Origin of the sequence: Micromonospora sp. NPDC048930, assembly GCF_043197935.1 — a bacterium.
GTDB lineage: Bacteria > Actinomycetota > Actinomycetes > Mycobacteriales > Micromonosporaceae > Micromonospora.
Genome location: NZ_JBICUB010000001.1, coordinates 808,754 through 826,456 on the forward strand (window position 1 = coordinate 808,754; position 17,703 = coordinate 826,456).

The 17,703-nt window shown below is 71.4% G+C and carries 15 protein-coding genes; 10 read left to right on the forward strand and 5 right to left on the reverse strand.

Features of this window, described 5'->3' with window-relative positions; genetic code table 11:
* Window positions 1-142 precede the first annotated feature (142 nt).
* Window positions 143-1,177 carry a cyclase family protein gene (locus ACGFI9_RS03445; protein WP_393174412.1) on the reverse strand — a complete coding sequence of 345 codons (1,035 nt, stop codon included), beginning with the start codon at window positions 1,175-1,177 and terminating at the stop codon, window positions 143-145.
* A 225-nt stretch (window positions 1,178-1,402) separates the two neighbouring features.
* On the opposite strand from ACGFI9_RS03445, the gene ACGFI9_RS03450 reads away from it, so the two are divergent.
* The 4 genes from ACGFI9_RS03450 to ACGFI9_RS03465 all read left to right on the forward strand — a co-directional run bounded on the left by ACGFI9_RS03450 (window position 1,403) and on the right by ACGFI9_RS03465 (window position 6,426).
* Window positions 1,403-3,187, forward strand: a complete 1,785-nt coding sequence (locus ACGFI9_RS03450; protein WP_393174414.1) for a hypothetical protein — start codon at window positions 1,403-1,405, stop codon at window positions 3,185-3,187.
* A 60-nt stretch (window positions 3,188-3,247) separates the two neighbouring features.
* On the forward strand, window positions 3,248-4,276 hold the full coding sequence (locus ACGFI9_RS03455; RefSeq protein ID WP_393174416.1) for a glycosyltransferase family 2 protein: 1,029 nt from the start codon (window positions 3,248-3,250) through the stop codon (window positions 4,274-4,276).
* A gap of 240 nt (window positions 4,277-4,516) precedes the next feature.
* Window positions 4,517-5,530: a class 1 isoprenoid biosynthesis enzyme gene (locus tag ACGFI9_RS03460; protein ID WP_393174418.1), complete on the forward strand. Its 1,014-nt coding sequence runs from the start codon at window positions 4,517-4,519 to the stop codon at window positions 5,528-5,530.
* A 155-nt stretch (window positions 5,531-5,685) separates the two neighbouring features.
* Entirely contained in the window at window positions 5,686-6,426 is a 741-nt protein-coding gene (locus ACGFI9_RS03465; protein WP_393174420.1) for a hypothetical protein, read from the forward strand.
* Window positions 6,427-6,440: 14 nt separating this feature from the next.
* Here ACGFI9_RS03465 and ACGFI9_RS03470 read toward each other — a convergent pair whose 3' ends face one another.
* Together ACGFI9_RS03470 and ACGFI9_RS03475 are read right to left on the reverse strand one after the other, a co-directional pair.
* Window positions 6,441-8,519 carry an NACHT domain-containing protein gene (locus ACGFI9_RS03470; protein ID WP_393174422.1) on the reverse strand — a complete coding sequence of 693 codons (2,079 nt, stop codon included), beginning with the start codon at window positions 8,517-8,519 and terminating at the stop codon, window positions 6,441-6,443.
* Window positions 8,520-8,743: 224 nt separating this feature from the next.
* On the reverse strand, window positions 8,744-10,729 hold the full coding sequence (locus tag ACGFI9_RS03475; RefSeq protein ID WP_393174424.1) for a potassium transporter Kup: 1,986 nt from the start codon (window positions 10,727-10,729) through the stop codon (window positions 8,744-8,746).
* A gap of 192 nt (window positions 10,730-10,921) precedes the next feature.
* Here ACGFI9_RS03475 and ACGFI9_RS03480 point away from each other — a divergent pair, with 192 nt between their 5' ends.
* Together ACGFI9_RS03480 and katG are read left to right on the forward strand one after the other, a co-directional pair.
* Entirely contained in the window at window positions 10,922-11,329 is a 408-nt protein-coding gene (locus tag ACGFI9_RS03480; protein ID WP_393175221.1) for a Fur family transcriptional regulator, read from the forward strand.
* The gene (gene katG / locus ACGFI9_RS03485; protein WP_393175223.1) at window positions 11,326-13,560 is read left to right on the forward strand and encodes a catalase/peroxidase HPI; all 2,235 of its coding nucleotides are present in this window, start codon (window positions 11,326-11,328) and stop codon (window positions 13,558-13,560) included. Before ACGFI9_RS03480 ends, katG begins: the two co-directional genes overlap by 4 nt.
* Before the next feature lie 93 nt (window positions 13,561-13,653).
* Here katG and ACGFI9_RS03490 read toward each other — a convergent pair whose 3' ends face one another.
* A complete protein-coding gene (locus ACGFI9_RS03490; protein ID WP_393174426.1) occupies window positions 13,654-14,136 on the reverse strand; it encodes a winged helix-turn-helix transcriptional regulator in 483 nt (160 codons plus the stop codon).
* A 95-nt stretch (window positions 14,137-14,231) separates the two neighbouring features.
* On the opposite strand from ACGFI9_RS03490, the gene ACGFI9_RS03495 reads away from it, so the two are divergent.
* The 3 genes from ACGFI9_RS03495 to ACGFI9_RS03505 all read left to right on the forward strand — a co-directional run bounded on the left by ACGFI9_RS03495 (window position 14,232) and on the right by ACGFI9_RS03505 (window position 16,820).
* Window positions 14,232-14,816 (forward strand): dihydrofolate reductase family protein, encoded by a 585-nt coding sequence (locus ACGFI9_RS03495; protein ID WP_393174428.1) that lies wholly within the window; start codon window positions 14,232-14,234, stop codon window positions 14,814-14,816.
* Between the two features lie 217 nt (window positions 14,817-15,033).
* Window positions 15,034-16,320, forward strand: a complete 1,287-nt coding sequence (locus tag ACGFI9_RS03500; protein WP_393174430.1) for a D-alanyl-D-alanine carboxypeptidase family protein — start codon at window positions 15,034-15,036, stop codon at window positions 16,318-16,320.
* A gap of 77 nt (window positions 16,321-16,397) precedes the next feature.
* Window positions 16,398-16,820 carry a hypothetical protein gene (locus ACGFI9_RS03505; protein ID WP_393174432.1) on the forward strand — a complete coding sequence of 141 codons (423 nt, stop codon included), beginning with the start codon at window positions 16,398-16,400 and terminating at the stop codon, window positions 16,818-16,820.
* 21 nt (window positions 16,821-16,841) lie between these two features.
* Here the strand turns inward: ACGFI9_RS03505 and ACGFI9_RS03510 are convergent, their stop codons facing one another.
* Window positions 16,842-17,054, reverse strand: a complete 213-nt coding sequence (locus ACGFI9_RS03510; RefSeq protein WP_393174434.1) for a hypothetical protein — start codon at window positions 17,052-17,054, stop codon at window positions 16,842-16,844.
* 84 nt (window positions 17,055-17,138) lie between these two features.
* On the opposite strand from ACGFI9_RS03510, the gene ACGFI9_RS03515 reads away from it, so the two are divergent.
* Window positions 17,139-17,687 carry a YciI family protein gene (locus ACGFI9_RS03515; RefSeq protein ID WP_393174436.1) on the forward strand — a complete coding sequence of 183 codons (549 nt, stop codon included), beginning with the start codon at window positions 17,139-17,141 and terminating at the stop codon, window positions 17,685-17,687.
* Window positions 17,688-17,703: the final 16 nt, after the last annotated feature.

A 17,703-nucleotide genomic window follows, 5' to 3' on the forward strand; every position in this document is an offset into this window, starting at 1 on the left:
GCCACCTGGGTCTCCCGGCAGCCGGAGACCCAGGTGGCGCTGACGTTAGGAAATCCGCAGGGTTTGCGCGCGCTCCCCGGGTCACCGTTGACGACGGCGGGCTGTCCGGTCCGGCCTTGGGGAGGTAAGCGTGGAACCGCGGTCAGAATGTGGCGATCGGGTTGACCGGGCTGCCGGACGTACCGGCGAAGCGGACCGGCGCGACTGCGAGGTGGAAGTCCCACTGGCCGAGCTCGGCAGCCGTTGCCGCGCACGCCTCCAGGTCGCAGTTGTCGAGCAGCCACAGACCCATCGCGACGAGACTCACGGCGTGAACCGGCATCAACACGTCTTCGTACCCCGACGGCTGAACGTCCTGGGGGGTGTCAGCGCCGATCAGCGCGACCTCGCGTTCATGCAGCCACGGCAGGCAGGACGCGTGCCAGCCGGCCTGCGTGAAACCGCTGGCCGCACCGGCCTCGTGCCGGACGCGGCCATACCCGGTCCGCAGGAGTACCGCATCGCCGGATCGCACCCGCACACCCTGGCGACGCTCGGCCTCCTCGAGATCGTCGGGAAACACACCCTGCCCCGGTTCCAACCACGGCACATCGCGGACCCTCGCAATGTCCAGCAGGACACCACGCGTGATGATCCCGTTCGCCGCCGCCGTGACGGCCGCCCACGCCGATCCCGTCGCGGGGTCGACCAACGAGTGCGACCGCCCGTTGTACATCGTGCCGTCCCAGAAGATGTGGCACGGCGAGTCGACGTGGGTGAGGGTGTTGCCGTGGAACGTGATGCCGAGCCGCTCGGACGAAAAGCCCCAGCGCCGGTCGGCGTGGAAGGCGGGCACCGGCATGTTCTCGGCACCCGGCATGTCGGCGGCGCACGGGCACGTCGTCGTCGACCGCTCCATGTCTTCCGGTACGGCAACCTCCCATGCGCAGGACACGCTCCTGCCGTGGCGCACGGCCCGCGCCGCCGCCAGCCGGACGTCGTCGGTGATGTGGTTCAGAGTTCCGAGCTCGTCTTCGTCGCCCCATCGTCCCCAGTTCGACAGCGTGTTGAAGTACCCGAGCACGTCGTCCTGTGTGGGCAGCGGTCGCCCTGCCGTCATTCCAGCATCGACTCCTCCGGTCACGCGGTTCGAGGCACCGCAGGCAGGGTATCCCGCCGCCGGATCGAAGACCGCCATGACTGGTCGATCCGATCAGACGACTCCGTAGACGTGGCCGCGGTACTCGCTGTCCCCGTCGCAGGTTGACGCGACGCCGCGTCGGTAAGTTTACATCCTCAACTTTGTCGATTAATCTGAGTCGATGCCGACAACGCTGCACCCACGCATCGGAGCCGGCCGGCCGAGCCCACGGTTCGGACGTCTGATCGACAAGGCGAAATACATCGGGAAGCATCTATCCTTATGACCACCGGGTCCACCGACGCTCGATCGACCGCCGAAATCGCCGAGCACCGCCACTCCCCCGCCGCCCGCAACCGCGGCAGGTGGCACCGGTGGCGGTGGCTGCGCCACGAATGGACCCTGGCCGTGCTCGGTGGTCTGCTGCTGGCGATGGTGCTGACCTGGCCGACGATGCGGCACCCGGCGAGCACGGTCCCCGGCGACCTCGGCGATCCGACGTTGCAGGCGTGGCAGGTGGCCTGGGCGGGGCACGCGTTGCTCAGCGACCCGTCCGGCCTCTGGCACTCGAACACGTTCTTCCCGGAGAAGTACACGTTCGCCTACAGCGACACGCTGCTCGGGTACGCCCCGGCGGGGATGCTCGGCTCGGGCTTCGAGGCCGCCCTCGTCCGGTACAACCTGCTGTACGTGCTGGCGCACGCGTTGGCGTTCGTCGGGGCGTACGCGTTGGTCCGGCAACTCGGCGCGGGCCGGTGGGGCGGCGCCGTCGCGGGGGTGGCGTGGGCGTTCGCGCCGTGGCGGCTGGCGCACGCCGGCCACCTCAACATCCTCTCCAGCGGTGGCATCGCGTTGTCCCTGGCGATGCTGGCCCGCGGTCACGGCTGGTCCCTGCGGCACGGGTACCGGCCGGAGCGACGCCGGCCGGGCTGGGCGCTGGCCGGGTGGCTCGTCGCCGCCTGGCAGGTCACCCTCGGCTTCGGCATCGGGCTGCCCCTGGTGTACTTCCTGCTCGCCGCCGTCCTGGTGGCCGCCGGCGGCTACGGCTGGTCCTGGTGGCGACGTGGGGAACGGCCCCCGTTCGGCCGGCGGTTGCTGGTCGCGGACCTGGCCGGTGGGCTCGTCTTCGGCGCGGTGACGCTGCTGCTGGGTCTGGTCTATCTGCGGGTCGTGGACCTCAACCCGCAGGCCGAGCGGACGCTGGACTGGACGGTGATGTTCTCGCCGCCACTCATCGGGTTCGTCACCGCGCCGGCCGACTCGTGGCTGTGGGGCGACGCGCACGCCGCGGCCCGGCAGCAGTTGTCCTGGCCGCCCGAGATGGCGTTGCTGCCCGGGATGGCCCTGCTGGGGTTGGCCGGGGCGGGGCTGTTCGTCTCGGTCTACCCGGCCCGGCACCGGATCGCGTTGGGACTCGGCGTCCTCGGCACCGTGCTGCTGGGCCTCGGCGCCACCCTCGGCGGCGACGGTGACCCTGGCTACCTGACGCTGTCCCGGCACCTGCCCGGGTGGGACGCGTTGCGGACACCGGGCCGGATGATGCACTGGACCAGCCTGCTGCTGGCGGTGCTCGCGGCCGGACTGGTGACGGTGTTCGCCGAGTCGGTGCGCCGGTCGCCGGCCCGGGCCTGGGCCCGGATCGTGGCGCCGGCGGTCCTGCTGGTGCCGCTGGCCCTGGTCACCCTGGAGGGCGTCAACCGGACCCCGCACCCGGTGGTGCCGCGGCCGCCGGCCGCGCTGCGTACCGCGGCGGAGCCGGTCCTGGTGCTGCCCGCCGGCGGCGTGGGCGACCTGGTCTACATGTTGTGGACCACCGACGGATTCCCCCGGGTGACGAACGGCCTGGCCGGGTTCGAGCCCGCCAGCCAGGCGCAGACCCGGGCCGCGGTGGCGTCCTTCCCCGATCCGGGCAGCGTCGCCTACCTGCGCGGCATCGGGGTGCGGTCGGTGGTGGCCCTGCCCGGCCAGGCCGCCGGGACGCCGTGGGAGGGCATCGCGACCCGGCCGGTGGAGGGGCTGGGCATCACCCGGGAGGAGCTCGATGGCGTGCTGGTCTACCACCTCTGAGCATGTGCGCGCGGAGCGCCCCGGCGACGCCGGCGGATCCCCGGGTACGGGCCGGACGGAATGACGACCGTGCGGCTGTCGGTGGTGGTGCCCTGCTTCAACGAGGAAGCGTCGGTGGAGCGGTTGCACCGGGCGGTGACCGACGCGCTCGCGGACCTGCCCGATGTCGACGTCGAGGTGGTGTACGTCGACGACGGCAGCCAGGACGGCACCCTCGTGGCGCTGCGCCGGCTCGCCACCCGCGATCCGGCCGTGCGGTACACGTCGCTGAGCCGGAACTTCGGCAAGGAGGCGGCGATGCTGGCCGGCCTGGAGCGCGCCACCGGGGACGCCGTCGTCATCATGGACGCCGACCTGCAGCACCCGCCACGGTTGCTGCCGGACATGCTGGCGCTCTACCGGCAGGGCTTCGACCAGGTGATCGCCCGCCGCGACCGGCACGGCGACCGGCTTCTGCGGATGCTCGCCTCGCGGTCCTTCTACCGGCTGGTCAACTGGTGGATCGACGTGCGGCTGCTGGACGGGGCGGGTGACTTCCGGCTGCTGTCCCGGCTCGCGGTGGACGCGGTGCTGGCGATGCCGGAATACAACCGGTTCTCCAAGGGGCTGTTCTCCTGGATCGGGTTCCGGACGGTGGTGGTCGCGCACCGCAACGAGAGCCGCCAGGCGGGGCGGAGCAGGTGGACGTTCGGCAAGCTCTTCAACTACGCGTTCGACGGTCTCCTGTCGTTCAACAACCGGCCACTGCGCCTGGCCATCTACGGCGGCCTCTTCCTCACCCTCATCGCCGTGGGGTACATGGCCTGGGTGGTCGCCGACGCCGTCGAGAAGGGCATCGACGTTCCCGGCTACACCACGATCATCGTCAGCGTGATCGGTCTCGGCGGGATCCAGATGACGATCCTCGGCGTGATCGGGGAGTACATCGGCCGGATCTACTACGAGACCAAGCGCCGGCCGCACTACCTGGTCCAGGAGACGGAGGACCGGGCCACGCGGAGCGGGCCGGTCCCCCGCGTGCCGGCCCCGCCGGCGGTGCGGTCGGCCGAGCGGCTCCGGCCAGGGATGCCGGCCCGCGAGGAACGCTGAACCGGCTGCGCCGAAAGGTCACAGTCCCACCGGTGGCCGACGCGTCATCGGCCGGATACTCGTGGTGATAATCTTCGATACTGTCGACGCATGCGGCAACATCATGAGCGAGCCACGGGACACAGGTCGGGTCCGGCAACCGGCTCGGTCCGACCGTCCTCAGTGCACGGGGGGCGACGCTGATGCGCGCGGTACCCACAGCGGGGCGGTCCGCGACGGCCCGGGCCGAGCGCACCGGCCGTGTCCACTGAGGTCGGCGCCGTACTGCGGCTCGCGTCACTGGCGGTCGGGTGGCCGAGCGTGTACCGGTTCGTGCGGCGCGAGGTCGACGACATCACCGACGTCTTCGACCAGACGGTGCGACCGCTCGTCGACCGGACCATCGACGGCAGCCGGCGGCGGCGGGAGGTCGCACAGATCCTGCTGAGCACCAGCGTCAAGGTGAGCCTCGCGATGTCCGGGTACGCGCAGGCCACCGGCATCGCGTTCCGGGCCGACCGCGCCGTGCTGGGCAGCTCGTTCACCCGCGTGTACGACGACCTGTTCGACAACTTCCGCAGCCCGCGACTGGACGAGCGGCTGACGGTCCTGTTCGAGGGTGGGCCCTTCCAGCCGCGGTCGGACGCCGAGGCACTGCTGCTGGCGCTGTACGACACGATCGAGACGGCGCTGCGGGGCGAGGACGCCGAGCCGGTCTACCGGGCCCTGCGCGGGATGCACCGGTTTCAGATCCAGTCGCGGCAGCAGCGCAGTGCCGCCGTCTCGGGGCACGACCTGCGCCGGATCACCCGCGGCAAGGGTGGGCTCGGCACCGTGGCGCTGTTCGGCCTGCTCCGCCCGGCGCTGTCGGCGGACGAGCAGCGACTGCTCATGGAGCTCGGCGACGTCCTGCAGGTGCTGGACGACTACCACGACGTCGCCCTGGACCGCGGCGCCGGCGTCGTCACCGAGGTGACCCTGGGCACGGTCACGCTGGTCGAGACCAGCCGGCGGATCGGATGGCTGCACCGGGAGTTCCGCCGGCAGTACCCCAGGTGCCACCGGCAGCGGCTGTTCGGCATGTTGTTCATGATGCTGGCGCGTGCCCTGGTCCACCACCTGGTCGACCGGCACCGGTCGGGCACCCCGCTCCGGGGCGGACCCGCGTCGTCGCAGCCCGACCCGGATGATCGTCGGCCGCACCGGTTGCTGTTCCGGCCGGCCGGGAACATCCACCCGGCAGCCGGCCCCGCCCCGCCCAGCGAGACGGCTTGATTGTGCGCATCATGCCAGGTTGTTGGATTCACGTTCGGTGGACGCCCGGTGGCGGCCGGTAGAGTGACCCTCCGGAGGGCTTTCCAGTCCGCCACGGCCAGGCCGCAGCGCGGCGGCGACGGTGTGGGCAGGACGCCGGGGAGAGGCGGCAGGCGGTGGGGGCGACAGAGGTGGTGCTGGCCGAGTCGGGCAGCATACGTCCGGAGGTCCCGATACCTCTGGCACCCCTGCGCGGCCCCGCCCGGATGGCGCGGCGGCTCACCGTCGGCCCGGGCTGGTCGTCCTTCGAGCGGGCCCGCAACGTCACGCTGGGTTGGCTGGCGGCCGCCGTGCTGGCCGTGATCGTCGATCGTCTGCTGGTCGACCACGTGCTGGCGACGGTCGCCGCCGTCACCCTGGTCGGCTACACGATCGCGCGCGCCGCCGCCCTGGTGCTCGTCGAGCGGCGGCAGTACGCCTTCGAGTGGCGGTGGCTCGAGGACCAGTCACGCCGGTTACGGCGCCAGCCCTTCGAGGTGGTCGCGGTCCGGGTACAGGTGGTCAGCGACGACGTCCGGTCCGCCGTCCGCGCGGTCGATCTGACCGATCCGGCCGACGTCGCCTGGCTGCTCGATCAGCAGGCCGCCGGCGCCGGCGCCTCCTCCCAGGCCCGGATCGAGTTCGGCTACTGGGAGACCGGTGGCTCCGGCCGGAGCAGCGACAGCGTGCGGAGGCGCCTGGCGGACCTTCAGGTCCATCCCGTGGACGCGCCCATCACCCGGGCGCGCATCCGGTTCCCGCAGGCCCGCTACGTCACGGTCGACGGCGGCGCCGGGTCGGGTGGCTGCTGGCCCGGCCGCGTCGCGCACTGGTCCCTGGTCGGGCCGGTGCAGCTCACCACCGCCCGCGCCGCGTAGTCGATCCCGGCCGGTCAGCCCTGGATCGCCGTCTCCGCTTCCGGCGCCGCGACCGGTGCCGCCGGAGGCTGCGCCAGCCGTTCCTGGAGCAACGCGTGCCGGAACTGGTACTGCGATCCCACCTGGCGGAGCACGCCGAGTTTGTGCGCGTCCTGGAGGAACGTCATCAGCCGCAACGGGGTCAACCCGCGGTACGCCAGCCAGAGCCGGGCGAGCACGAACTGGGCCCACGCGCTGGTGGCGTAGACCATCATGCCGAGGCCGGCCGCCCCGAGCAGCAGCCCGACACCGGCGCCGAGTAGCCCCTCCGCCAGCGGGCTGAGGTGGAAGATCAACCCGTACCGCTCGGCCCCGACGACGCCCCCCAGCAACCCGCCGACCATCGCGCCGGCCGCCCCGCCCAACGCGGTCCCGTACAGCACGGTGCTGCGGTCGGCCCGCAACACGTTGCTCGGGCTGGCCGGCTCCTTCGGTTCGGTCGGCTCGGTGAACCGGCGCACCATGCCGAAGACGAGTCCGAAGAACAGGCCGATCAGCACGCCGTACCCGACGCTGAACAGCAGGCCGACGATGAGCCCGCCGACGAGCACACCGACGACACCGAAGCCGATGTCGCGCACCAGGAACTCCGGCGCCAGCTCCGCGCGGCGGAAGATCCGGGGTACGAACCGGCGTGGCCTCTTGTCCCGCAACCTACCCATCGGAGGGGCGGCGAAGAGGCCGACCAGCAGGCCGAAGGCCACCCCGAGCTGGGGGCGGCCGAACAGCCCGAACATCACCCAGCCCAGCAGGCCGCAGCTCACCGTGCCCACCGTGACGCGCACGGCCCGCGAGACCGGGCGGGGCACCGCTCGGGCCAGCTGCCACCAGGCCAGGTCGCGGGTCCGCAGCGTCTGCAGGTGGCCGGCCAGGAACGTCAGGGCCCGCTCGGCGACGGCCGGGTCCCACCGGCGGGAGACCCGGGTCGGACTGGGCACCGCCCGGTGCGGGCGGCTGCGGAACACCGTGGGGATGAACCGGTCGAGGAGATGTTCCTCGACGTCCTGCTGCGCGGGGAAGCGGCGCCGGTCGAGCAGTTCCCGGGGCGAGGCGTCCTCGGCCTCGTAGACGGTGCGGGCCAGCGCGAGCATCAGTGGATTCGTCAGCGTCTGCGCGAGGTCGTCCGACGGGTGGGCGACCAGATCCGCCAGGACCGGCTCCCACTCCTCCAGCCGGGTGTCGGCGGTGGCGTCGAGCAGGAAGTTCGCCGCCGCCTGCGGCTCCAGCGGACGCAGGCGGACGACCAGCACACCCACGAGCAGGTTCTGCGCGTTGGCCGCCAGAAACTCCTCCGTACGGCAGGTCAACACGAACGGCCGGTCGGCGGACCAGTCGTCGTCGAGCGCGCGCAGCGCGACGGGCCGCAGCTCGGGCGGCATCTCGTCCAGGCCGTCCAGGATCGGTAGCACCAGGCGCTGGGTGACGATCTCCCGGGTGGCGCCGGCGCCGAACCGAGCCTCGTTGCCCAGGAACGGATAGTCCTCCACCAGTCGGCGGACCAGCCAGTCGTCGAGATTCTCGTCCGGGTTCCAGCCGGCGATCTGCAACAGCACCGGCACCCGCCCGGAGGCCTCCTTCAACAGATCCAACGTGAGGATCACGCACAGGCCGGTCTTGCCCGACCCCGGTTCGCCGATGACCACCATCGGGCGGGGCTGCCCGACGAACTCGTCGATCAGCCGCGGCAGTTGCCCGGCGGGCGGCAACGGCAGCCGATCGTGCGGTCGGTCCGCCACCTCCCAGCGGACCGGCATCTGGCGCGCCTCCTGAAGCTGGCGCCGGCGGGCCTCCTCGTCCCACTGTTTGCGCACCTCGATGGCGAGCACCTGCACGGCCTGGTCGACCTGCGCCGGAGTGCTCTGCCGGCCGGGCGCCGACCAGCTCAGCGGGCCGACCTTCAACACCGGCAGCAGCGCGACCAGGGTGGACACGATCGTGAGCACGGTGGTCAGGTTGGAGCTGCCGAACCTGATCCACGCGGCCGCGATGACGGCGGTCAGCACGAGCCAGAGCAGCAACGGATACGCCGTCCTGCGTCGCCACATGTTCGCCATCGGCTCCCCGGTTGTCCTACCGTTCGCACCGCTCCGACGCGCCGCGAGCATTCTGCGGGCACTACGAAGCGTGCCACGTCGGGCCCAACCCGGCAAAGGCCGTCACCGCCGCGCGGCGCGGGTGAAAAGATCTTCACATCGGGGCCAGCGGGACGGTGCCGTGTCCGGCGCGCAGTGACCATCCTCAACGGACGCCACCCGCGTGGAAACGGCCGCGTCCGGGCTCAGACGGGCACTTCGGCACTGAGGACGATGGTGCGTTCCTCCGGCAGGCGCAGAAACTCCGCTTGACTGGCCGCGTTGTGGGCCAGGCCGATGAACAGGCGTTTTCGCCAGATGGCCATGCCGGGACGACGGGTGCACCGCAGCGTGATCCGGGAGACGAAGTAGGAGACCTGGTCGAGGTCGATGCCGCTGGCGAGCGGGTGGGCGGCGGCGCGGCGAACGACCTCGGGGAAGTCGGTCGGATCCTGGAAGCCGAAGAGGGCGGTGATGTGGATGATGCCGTCGTCCGGGTCGCCGAGATCGTCGATCGTCAGCCGGCGCTCCCAGGGAATGTGTGGCACGTTCGCGGTGCGACCGGTGATGAGCACGATCCGCTCGTGCCGGACATGGTTGTGCGCGACGTTCGCGCGCAGCGCCAGTGGCGTCGTCTCCTTGTTCGGATGGGGGAACACCGCCGTGCCCGGGACCCACGGGATGTTCCGGGCGTGCAGGTCGCCGATGAAAGCGGCCAGCGGGCCTTCCCGTTCGACCCGGCGCGGGGTGACCAGCTCGGCTCCCCGCCGCCAGGTCACCAGGATGGTGAACACGACGATCGCGATGAGCAGGGTCAGCCAGCCACCGTGGCTCACCTTGGCCAGGTTCGCGGCGAAGAAGACCAGCTCGATGGCGCCGAAGACGACCCCGAAGAGCACCACGCGCCGTACCGACCAGTGCCACAGCGCTCGCGCGACCACCAGGAACAGGGTCGTGGTGATCAGGAAGGTACCGGTGACCGCCACCCCGTAGGCGGCGGCGAGGTTCGTGGACGAGCGGAACGCGAACACCACCACCATGACGGCCGCGAACAGGCTCCAGTTCACCCCGGGCGCGTAGATCTGCCCGTACTCGCGTTGGGAGGTCTGCCGGATCCGCAGGTGCGGCAGGAAGCCCAGCCGCATGGCCTCCCGAGACACCGAGAACGCCCCGGAGATCACCGCCTGGGACGCGATCACGGTGGCCACGGTGGCCAGCACGACCATCGGCAGCCGCGCCCACTCCGGCAGCAGCAGGAAGAACGGGTTGGCCCGGCTCTCCGGGCTCCGCAGGATCAACGCCCCCTGGCCGAGGTAGTTGAGCGTCAACGCGGGAAACACGACCACGAACCAGGCCCAGCGGATCGGAGCGCGGCCGAAGTGACCCATGTCGGCGTAGAGCGCCTCGGCGCCCGTGATCGCCAGCACCACCGCGCCCATCGCCACGAAGGCGATGACCGGGTGGGCCACGACGAACAGCACCGCGTACGTGGGCGACAGCCCGGCGAGCACGCCGGGGTGACGGACCACCTCGGCCGCGCCGGCCACACCCAGGCAGCCGAACCAGAGCAGCATGATCGGCCCGAACACCGCCCCGACCCGTCCGGTGCCCCAGCGCTGCCCGGCGAAGAGCACGGTGAGGATCACCGCCGACACCGGGAGCACCACCACCGCCCACGCCGGGGAGGTGACCTCCAGCCCCTCCACCGCGGACAGCACCGAGATCGCCGGGGTGATCACGCTGTCGCCGTAGAACAGCGCCGCGCCGAGCGCCCCGAGCGTCAGGACGGCCGCCCCGCGCCTCCCGTCGGCGGCCTGCAGCGCCCGTCGGGCGAGCGCGGCCAGGGCCATCACGCCGCCCTCGCCGTCGTTGTCGGCCCGCAGGATGAAGACCACGTACTTGATCGACACGATCAGGGTGATCGACCAGAAGACCAGCGAGATCACGCCGAACACATCAGGCTCGTCCGGTACCAGGTTGCGGTCGAGGGTGAAGACGGTCTTCAGCGCGTACAGCGGGCTGGTGCCGATGTCGCCGTACACCACACCCAGGGCGCCGAGCAGCAGCCCCCACCTCGCCGCGCGCCCTACGGTCGAGTTACCCGTGGGCCGCGCCTGGGGCCCTGGTCCGCGCTCCGCCGGCGACCCGGTGCCGCCCGCCGCGGGCTGCTCGTCGTTCGCTCGCTCCGACACCCCCCAGGCATACCAACTCGCACGCCACCGCCTGCGCCGGACGACGGAATCCGCTCCGGTCCGGTTCCGTGCTCAGCGAGTCGGCCATAAAATCCCCTATTTCCATCTTTGGCGCGTCATTAGCCATTTGATGCATTCAAGAAGAATGTGGGGCATACTGCGCGCGTGGCCACGATCTCGGACTTCGAGCGCATGCTGCGCGCGGCCGCGCTGCGGGTGACCCGCCCCCGGGTCGCGGTGCTGGCCGCGGTGCACGCCCACCCGCACGCCGACACCGCATCGATCTTCGGTGCGGTGCGCAGGGACCTTCCCGACGTGTCCCACCAGGCCGTGTACGACGTGCTGCAGGCGCTGACCATGGCGGGGCTGGTGCGGCGCATCGAACCGGCGGGCTCGGTGGCCCGCTACGAGTCGCGGGTCGGGGACAACCACCACCACGTCGTGTGCCGGTCGTGCGGTGTCATCGCCGACGTCGACTGCGCCATCGGCGCGGCGCCGTGCCTGACCGCGTCCGACGGCCGGGGCTTCTCGATCGACGAGGCCGAGGTCACCTACTGGGGTGTCTGTCCCGAGTGTCGCTCGGCATCGGCAACCAGTTGACAGAACGAGACATCACGACAGGAGGAACGACCGACGTGCCTGAGCACGGCAGCGAGAGCGAGAACCCGGCAATCCCCTCCCCGACTCCGAAGCCGAGTCGACCGAGGACCAACCAGGACTGGTGGCCGAACCAGCTGAACCTGCAGGTTCTGCACCAGCACTCCCCCCGGGCCAACCCGATGGGCGCGTCCTTCGACTACGCGGAAGAGTTCAAGAAGCTCGACGTCGACGCGCTCAAGCGGGACATCTTCGAGGTGATGACGACGTCGCAGGACTGGTGGCCGGCCGACTACGGCCACTACGGGCCGCTCTTCATCCGGATGACCTGGCATTCCGCCGGGACGTACCGGATCGAGGACGGCCGTGGCGGTGGTGGTGACGGGGCTCAGCGCTTCGCTCCCCTCAACAGCTGGCCGGACAACGCCAACCTCGACAAGGCACGCCGGCTGCTCTGGCCGGTCAAGCAGAAGTACGGGCGGAAGATCTCCTGGGCCGACCTGCTGGTCTTCGCCGGCAACTGCGCCCTGGAGTCGATGGGGTTCACCACGTTCGGCTTCGGCTTCGGGCGGGCGGACGTCTGGGAACCCGAGGAGATCTTCTGGGGGCCCGAGGACACCTGGCTCGGCGACGAGCGCTACAGCGGCGACCGGGAGCTCGCCGGCCCGCTCGGCGCCGTGCAGATGGGCCTGATCTACGTGAACCCGGAGGGCCCCAACGGCACTCCGGATCCGCTGGCCGCCGCCCGGGACATCCGCGAGACCTTCCGCCGGATGGCGATGAACGACGAGGAGACCGTCGCGCTCATCGCCGGGGGCCACACGTTCGGCAAGACGCACGGCGCCGCCCCGGCCGAGTACGTCGGCCCCGAGCCCGAGGGCGCCCCGCTCGAGGAGCAGGGCCTGGGCTGGCGGAACCGCTTCGGCAGCGGCAAGGGCGGGGACACGATCACCAGCGGCCTCGAGGGCGCCTGGACACCCACCCCCACCACCTGGGACAACAGCTTCTTCGAGACGCTGTTCGGCTACGAGTGGGAGGTCACCGAGAGCCCGGCCGGCGCGAAGCAGTGGCGGCCAAAGGACGGCGCCGGGGCGGACGCCGTGCCCGCCGCCCACGACCCCTCGGTCCGGTACGCCCCGATGATGGCCACGACGGACATCGCGCTCCGCGTCGACCCGACCTACGAGCCGATCTCGCGGCGGTTCCTGGAGCACCCGGACCAGTTCGCCGAGGCGTTCGCCAGGGCGTGGTACAAGCTGCTGCACCGCGACATGGGGCCCGTCTCCCGCTACCTCGGCCCCTGGGTTCCGGAGCCGCAGCTGTGGCAGGACCCGGTCCCGCCGGTCGATCACGAGCTGATCGGCGACGAGGACGTGCGGGCCCTCAAGGCCAGGCTCCTCGCCACGGGACTGTCCATCTCCCAACTGGTGCTGACCGCGTGGGCCTCGGCGGCGAGCTTCCGCGGCACCGACATGCGTGGTGGAGCCAACGGGGCCCGGATCCGCCTAGAACCGCAGAAGAACTGGGAGGCCAACGAGCCGGCCCGGCTCGCCACGATGCTGCGGACGCTGGAGCAGGTCCAGCAGGAGTTCAACAGCTCGCAGTCCGGCGGGAAGAAGGTCTCGCTCGCCGACCTGATCGTCCTGGGCGGGTGTGCGGCGGTCGAGCAGGCCGCCCGGGACGCCGGGCACGAGATCACGGTCCCGTTCGCACCGGGGCGGACGGACGCCGCCCAGGAGCAGACCGACGTGGAGTCGTTCGCCGTGCTCGAGCCGAAGGCGGACGGATTCCGCAACTACCTGCGCCCCGGCGCGAAGCTGTCGCCGGAGACGCTGCTGCTGGACCGGGCCAACCTGTTGACGCTGACCGCACCCGAGATGACGGTCCTGATCGGCGGCATGCGGGCGTTGAACGCCAACGCGGGGCAGGTACGGCACGGCGTCCTCACCGACCGCCCCGAGACGTTGACAAACGACTTCTTCGTGAACCTGCTCGACGGCGGAACGGAGTGGAAGACGTCGCCGTCGACCGAGAACGTCTACGAGGGCCGGGATCGCGGCACGGGCGAGGTCAAGTGGACGGCCACGGCGGTCGACCTCGTCTTCGGTTCGAACTCCCAGCTCCGCGCCATCGCCGAGGTGTACGCCAGCAGCGACGCCCAGGAGAAGTTCGTGCAGGACTTCGTCGCGGCGTGGGTCAAGGTCATGAACCTGGACCGGTTCGACCTCGCCTGATCCGACGGGCCCCGGTCACCGCAGGCGTGACCGGGGCCTCGCCGTCCCACCGCGGCTCGGCTGACCGCCCGCCGGCGCGGCCAGCGGCGGAGATCAGCGCGCGGCGGCGTACGCCTCGGCCAGACGTTCCATGACACCCGGACCGTCCCGTTCCGGCGCCGGTTCGCCGAGATGGATGGTCCGTAGCTCGGCCATGAACTCCTGCCACAGCTCCGGTCCCCCGGCGACGAGCAGTTCCGCCCGCACCCGCAGCCGCCGGCTGGTCGGGCGGTGCCGCAGGCCCCACTCGCCGAGCAGGGCGAAGACGGGCACCAACTGGATCGACGCCTCGGTCAGCCGGTAGGCGGCGCGCCGTCCCGGCCCGGCGTCCTCGCGGGTCAACAGGCCGGAGTTGACCAGTCGCTTCAGCCGGTCGGCCAGGATGTTGGAGGCGATCCCCTCCTCGGAGCCGGCGAGCAGTTCCCTGAAGTAGCGCCGGTTGCCGAACATCACGTCCCGCAGCACGAGCAGGGTCCAGCTGTCACCGAACGCCTCGACCGCGGCGTTGATCGGGCAACCCGAGCGCGCCGACGCCACCAACTCCCACCTCCGAACTGGTTGCAATCTACCACCGGGTCGCCTAGCGTGACCCTACCGGTTGCAAACTGCAAGCGGAGTGCAGGAGGCGGGGAATGAGCGACCCTGAGCCGCAGACCGCGGGCGGAAAGGTGCTCTGGCACTTCACGATGTCGCTGGACGGATTCGTCGCGGGGCCGCACCACGAGATGGACTGGATGACCGGGACGTCCTTCCGGCCGGGCCTGGTCCAGGAGTACGCCGAGACCACGGGCGCCGTGCTGGGCGGCCGGGACGGTTGGGACGCCTTCCCGGACCCGGGCACCATCTACGGCGGCAACTGGCACGGCCCCCTCTTCGTGCTCACCCACCACCCGGAGGACGCGACGCCCGCCGAGGGAGTCACGTTCCTGAACTGCGATCCGGCCGAGGCGGTGCGGATCGGGCTCGCGGCGGCCGGCGGCAAGAACCTCGAGGTGTTCTCGCCGACCATCGGCCGTCAGCTCCTCGAACTGGGGCTGATCGACGAGATCGACCTGCACATCGCACCGGTCCTGCTCGGCGCGGGCATCCGCCTGTACGACAACCCCGGCGGCGCGCCGGTCCGTCTCCACCGGGTCGGCGGCGGCGACCCCGGCTCGGCCGTGAACGTGCGGTACCGGCCGGCGAAGATGCCGAGCGAGAGCGTGTCGGGCAGCTGAGCGGCACCGAGGAACGCTGACCCGCCGGCCGTGGCTCTCCGAGAGCCGTGCCGGGGACTGATAGTGTCCTCAGCCACCGTGCGCGCAGCGTTTCCGGTGCCCGGTTTCCTGCAACCAACCGGGGAAGATCGCGCGTCTATCCCACGATGAGACATCTCTTCCCCGTCGGGACGCAGCCGCTCACGGAGCGCACGGAGAGGTAACGAAAGACATCAGGATGTACGACTCCGCGACGCCCCAGGTCCTCGAACGGGTCCCGCGACCATCGCCGCACCGGCGCCGCGCCCGCGGCCACCGGCTGCTGATCAGTGGCCTGTTGATCCTGCTCCTCGCCGCCGCGCTGGTCGCCGTCGAACCGCTGCGCCGACCGCCGCCCGCGCTGACCGTCACCCGTACCCTGCCGGCGTCGATGATCCTTCCCGGCACGGCTCCGACCATGCCGTGGCCGAAGGCCGGGCAGGCCGCCCTCGCGGTCGAAGGACTGGGGTCGCTCGGCACGTCGGGCGGGAGCGACCCGGTGCCGATCGCGAGCGTGACGAAGGTGATGACGGCGTACGTCATCCTGACCGAGCACCCCCTCGACCGGGGCGAGCAGGGACCGGAGCTCACCGTCAGCGCGGAGCAGGCCGCCGCGTACCCGCGGGAGCTCGCGCGCGGCGAGTCCCTCGTGCCGGTCGTGGCGGGCGCGGTCTTCACCGAACGGCAGGCGCTCCAGGCGGTGCTGCTCCCGTCGGCGAACAACATGGCGCGGATCCTGGCCGCGTGGGACGCCGGCAGCATCGAAGCGTTCGTCGCCAAGATGAACCGCACCGCGGCCACGCTCGGCATGGCCAACACCCACTACACCGATCCGTCCGGGTTCGACCCGGGCAGCGTGAGCACCGCCGTCGACCAGGTGACCCTGGCCCGCAAGGCGATGCAACTGCCGGCGTTCGCGGAGATCGTGGCGCAGAAGACCGCCACCCTCCCGGTGGCGGGCACGGTGAAGAACTACAACTCCCTGGTCGGCCGGGACGGCGTCGTGGGGATCAAGACCGGGTCCACCGACGAGGCCGGCGGCTGCCTCGTCTTCGCCGCCGTGGTCACCGTGGGCGGCCGGCGAATCACCATCCTGGGCGCCGTCCTGGGGCAGCCCGGGGCCAACACGCCCGTGCAGCTGGACCGGGTGTTCCGGGCGACCCGCCCGTTGGTCCGTACGGCCGCCGCCGCGATCGGGGTGCACCCGGTCGTCCGGGCCGGCGACCAGGTCGCCAGCGTGCAGGGGCTCCCCGGCACGGGCACCACGCTCAGCGCCGCCCAGGACCTGACCGTGGTGGGCTGGCCCGGCATGCCGGTACGCCTGGACGTCGACATCCCGGCCGTACCGACGCGGCTGCCAGGCGGCACCGAACACGGCCGGGTCAGCGCCGCCGCCGGCAAGGGCACCCCCGCCACCATCGCCCTGCGCACCGGCGTACGGCTGGAGCCGCCGAGCATCTGGGACCGCATCCGGCAGCACCGCTGAGCCCAGGGACGACACCCTCGGCGTGGACACCGACTGGACGATCGACAAACTGAACGGACAGAACTGGAGGCCAGTTCGTGATCTCCCACGGCGTGGACATCTCCCGCTCGTGTGACGATTGCGGAGCTCGGCTGACCTGTCATCTGGCCCAACGCATCGTCCACGATCGACTGCACTGGAGCGCCGAGTGCCATTGCTCGCGCTGCGGCTCGGCCTTCGCGACCTGCGGGTGGGACGACACCCCCGCCGAGATTCGCGATGCCCTGATCGCCCGCTGCGGATTGGCCCGTCTCACAGTCGAGGGCATGACGGGCCCCGGCCGGGTGGCGTTGCTGAAGGTGTTCCGTGCTGCCGGAGCCTCGTTGTCGGAGGCGAAGGAGGCGGCTCAGCGCGCCGCCACCATCGGCATCGAAGGCACCCGGGTGGAGCTCGAACTGCTGAAGCAGCGGCTCGAACGGAACAGGCTCTCCGCACTCCTCGTCGGTGGCGACAGCGGTTGACGGAGCCCTTGACGTTGGCGGTCACGGGCAGCACCAGACCACCGGAACCTGCAGCTCGCCACCGGCCGATCCACCCCCGGCGACGAGGCGGCCGTCCTGGCTGATCGCCACGGCGAGATTGGCCATGCTCGTCCGGTGGTTGTCCAGGTCCGGCAGGACGAGCGTGCCCTGGGCGCCGGCCAGCAGCGCCCGCCCCTGCTGCTGGTTGCCGACGAGCCAGCCGTCGGGACTCACGCTACCGCCGCCGAAGGTCATCTCCGGGCAGGTCCGGGTGGACCCGCCCGCGTCGGTGTCCGGCGTGCCGGCCAGGATTCGGGCATGGAGTTCTTCTGCTACCACCGCGACCGGCACGGCTCGATGGCACTACGGGGCCGACTGCGGGAAGCGCACTGGTCCTACATGGACCGGTACGCGGCGGAGATGATCGCCCGCGGCCCGACCTTCGCCGACGACGGTGACACGCCCACCGGCAGCGTGCACATCCTCGACCTGCCGGATTCCGCCGCCGCCCGGGCGTTCGCCTTCGACGAGCCCAACTACCAGGCCGGTGTGTACCGGGACGTGCTGCTGCGCCGGTGGCGCAACATGCTGGGGCGCACCATGTGGGACTTCCCCGGCGGCCGGACCGGCTGCAACCGGTACCTGGTGCTCGGCCTCGGTGCGGGGCAGGCCGACCTCGCCGTACCGGCCGAGCAGGACGAGCTGATCGCGTACGGGCCGCTGCTGTCCGACGACGGCGCCACCTGGCTCGGCACGGCGGCGCTGGTCCGGGCGCCGGACCCGCACGCGGCGCGCGCCGTCCTGACCGTGGACCGGTACGCCGACATCGAGGTGCACAACTGGGCGTTCGGCGGCCGGCCCGCATGACCCGAGGGGGCCCGGA

What these genes read in the sequence shown, in the direction of transcription:
- ACGFI9_RS03480 (WP_393175221.1), top strand. Translation starts at nt 10,922, where the DNA reads ATGCTGCGCGCGGCCGCGCTGCGGGTGACCCGCCCCCGGGTCGCGGTG.
- ACGFI9_RS03495 (WP_393174428.1), top strand. Translation starts at nt 14,232, where the DNA reads ATGAGCGACCCTGAGCCGCAGACCGCGGGCGGAAAGGTGCTCTGGCAC.
- ACGFI9_RS03450 (WP_393174414.1), top strand. Translation starts at nt 1,403, where the DNA reads ATGACCACCGGGTCCACCGACGCTCGATCGACCGCCGAAATCGCCGAG.
- ACGFI9_RS03500 (WP_393174430.1), top strand. Translation starts at nt 15,034, where the DNA reads ATGTACGACTCCGCGACGCCCCAGGTCCTCGAACGGGTCCCGCGACCA.
- ACGFI9_RS03470 (WP_393174422.1), bottom strand. Translation starts at nt 8,519, where the DNA reads ATGGCGAACATGTGGCGACGCAGGACGGCGTATCCGTTGCTGCTCTGG.
- ACGFI9_RS03445 (WP_393174412.1), bottom strand. Translation starts at nt 1,177, where the DNA reads ATGGCGGTCTTCGATCCGGCGGCGGGATACCCTGCCTGCGGTGCCTCG.
- ACGFI9_RS03455 (WP_393174416.1), top strand. Translation starts at nt 3,248, where the DNA reads ATGACGACCGTGCGGCTGTCGGTGGTGGTGCCCTGCTTCAACGAGGAA.
- ACGFI9_RS03515 (WP_393174436.1), top strand. Translation starts at nt 17,139, where the DNA reads ATGGAGTTCTTCTGCTACCACCGCGACCGGCACGGCTCGATGGCACTA.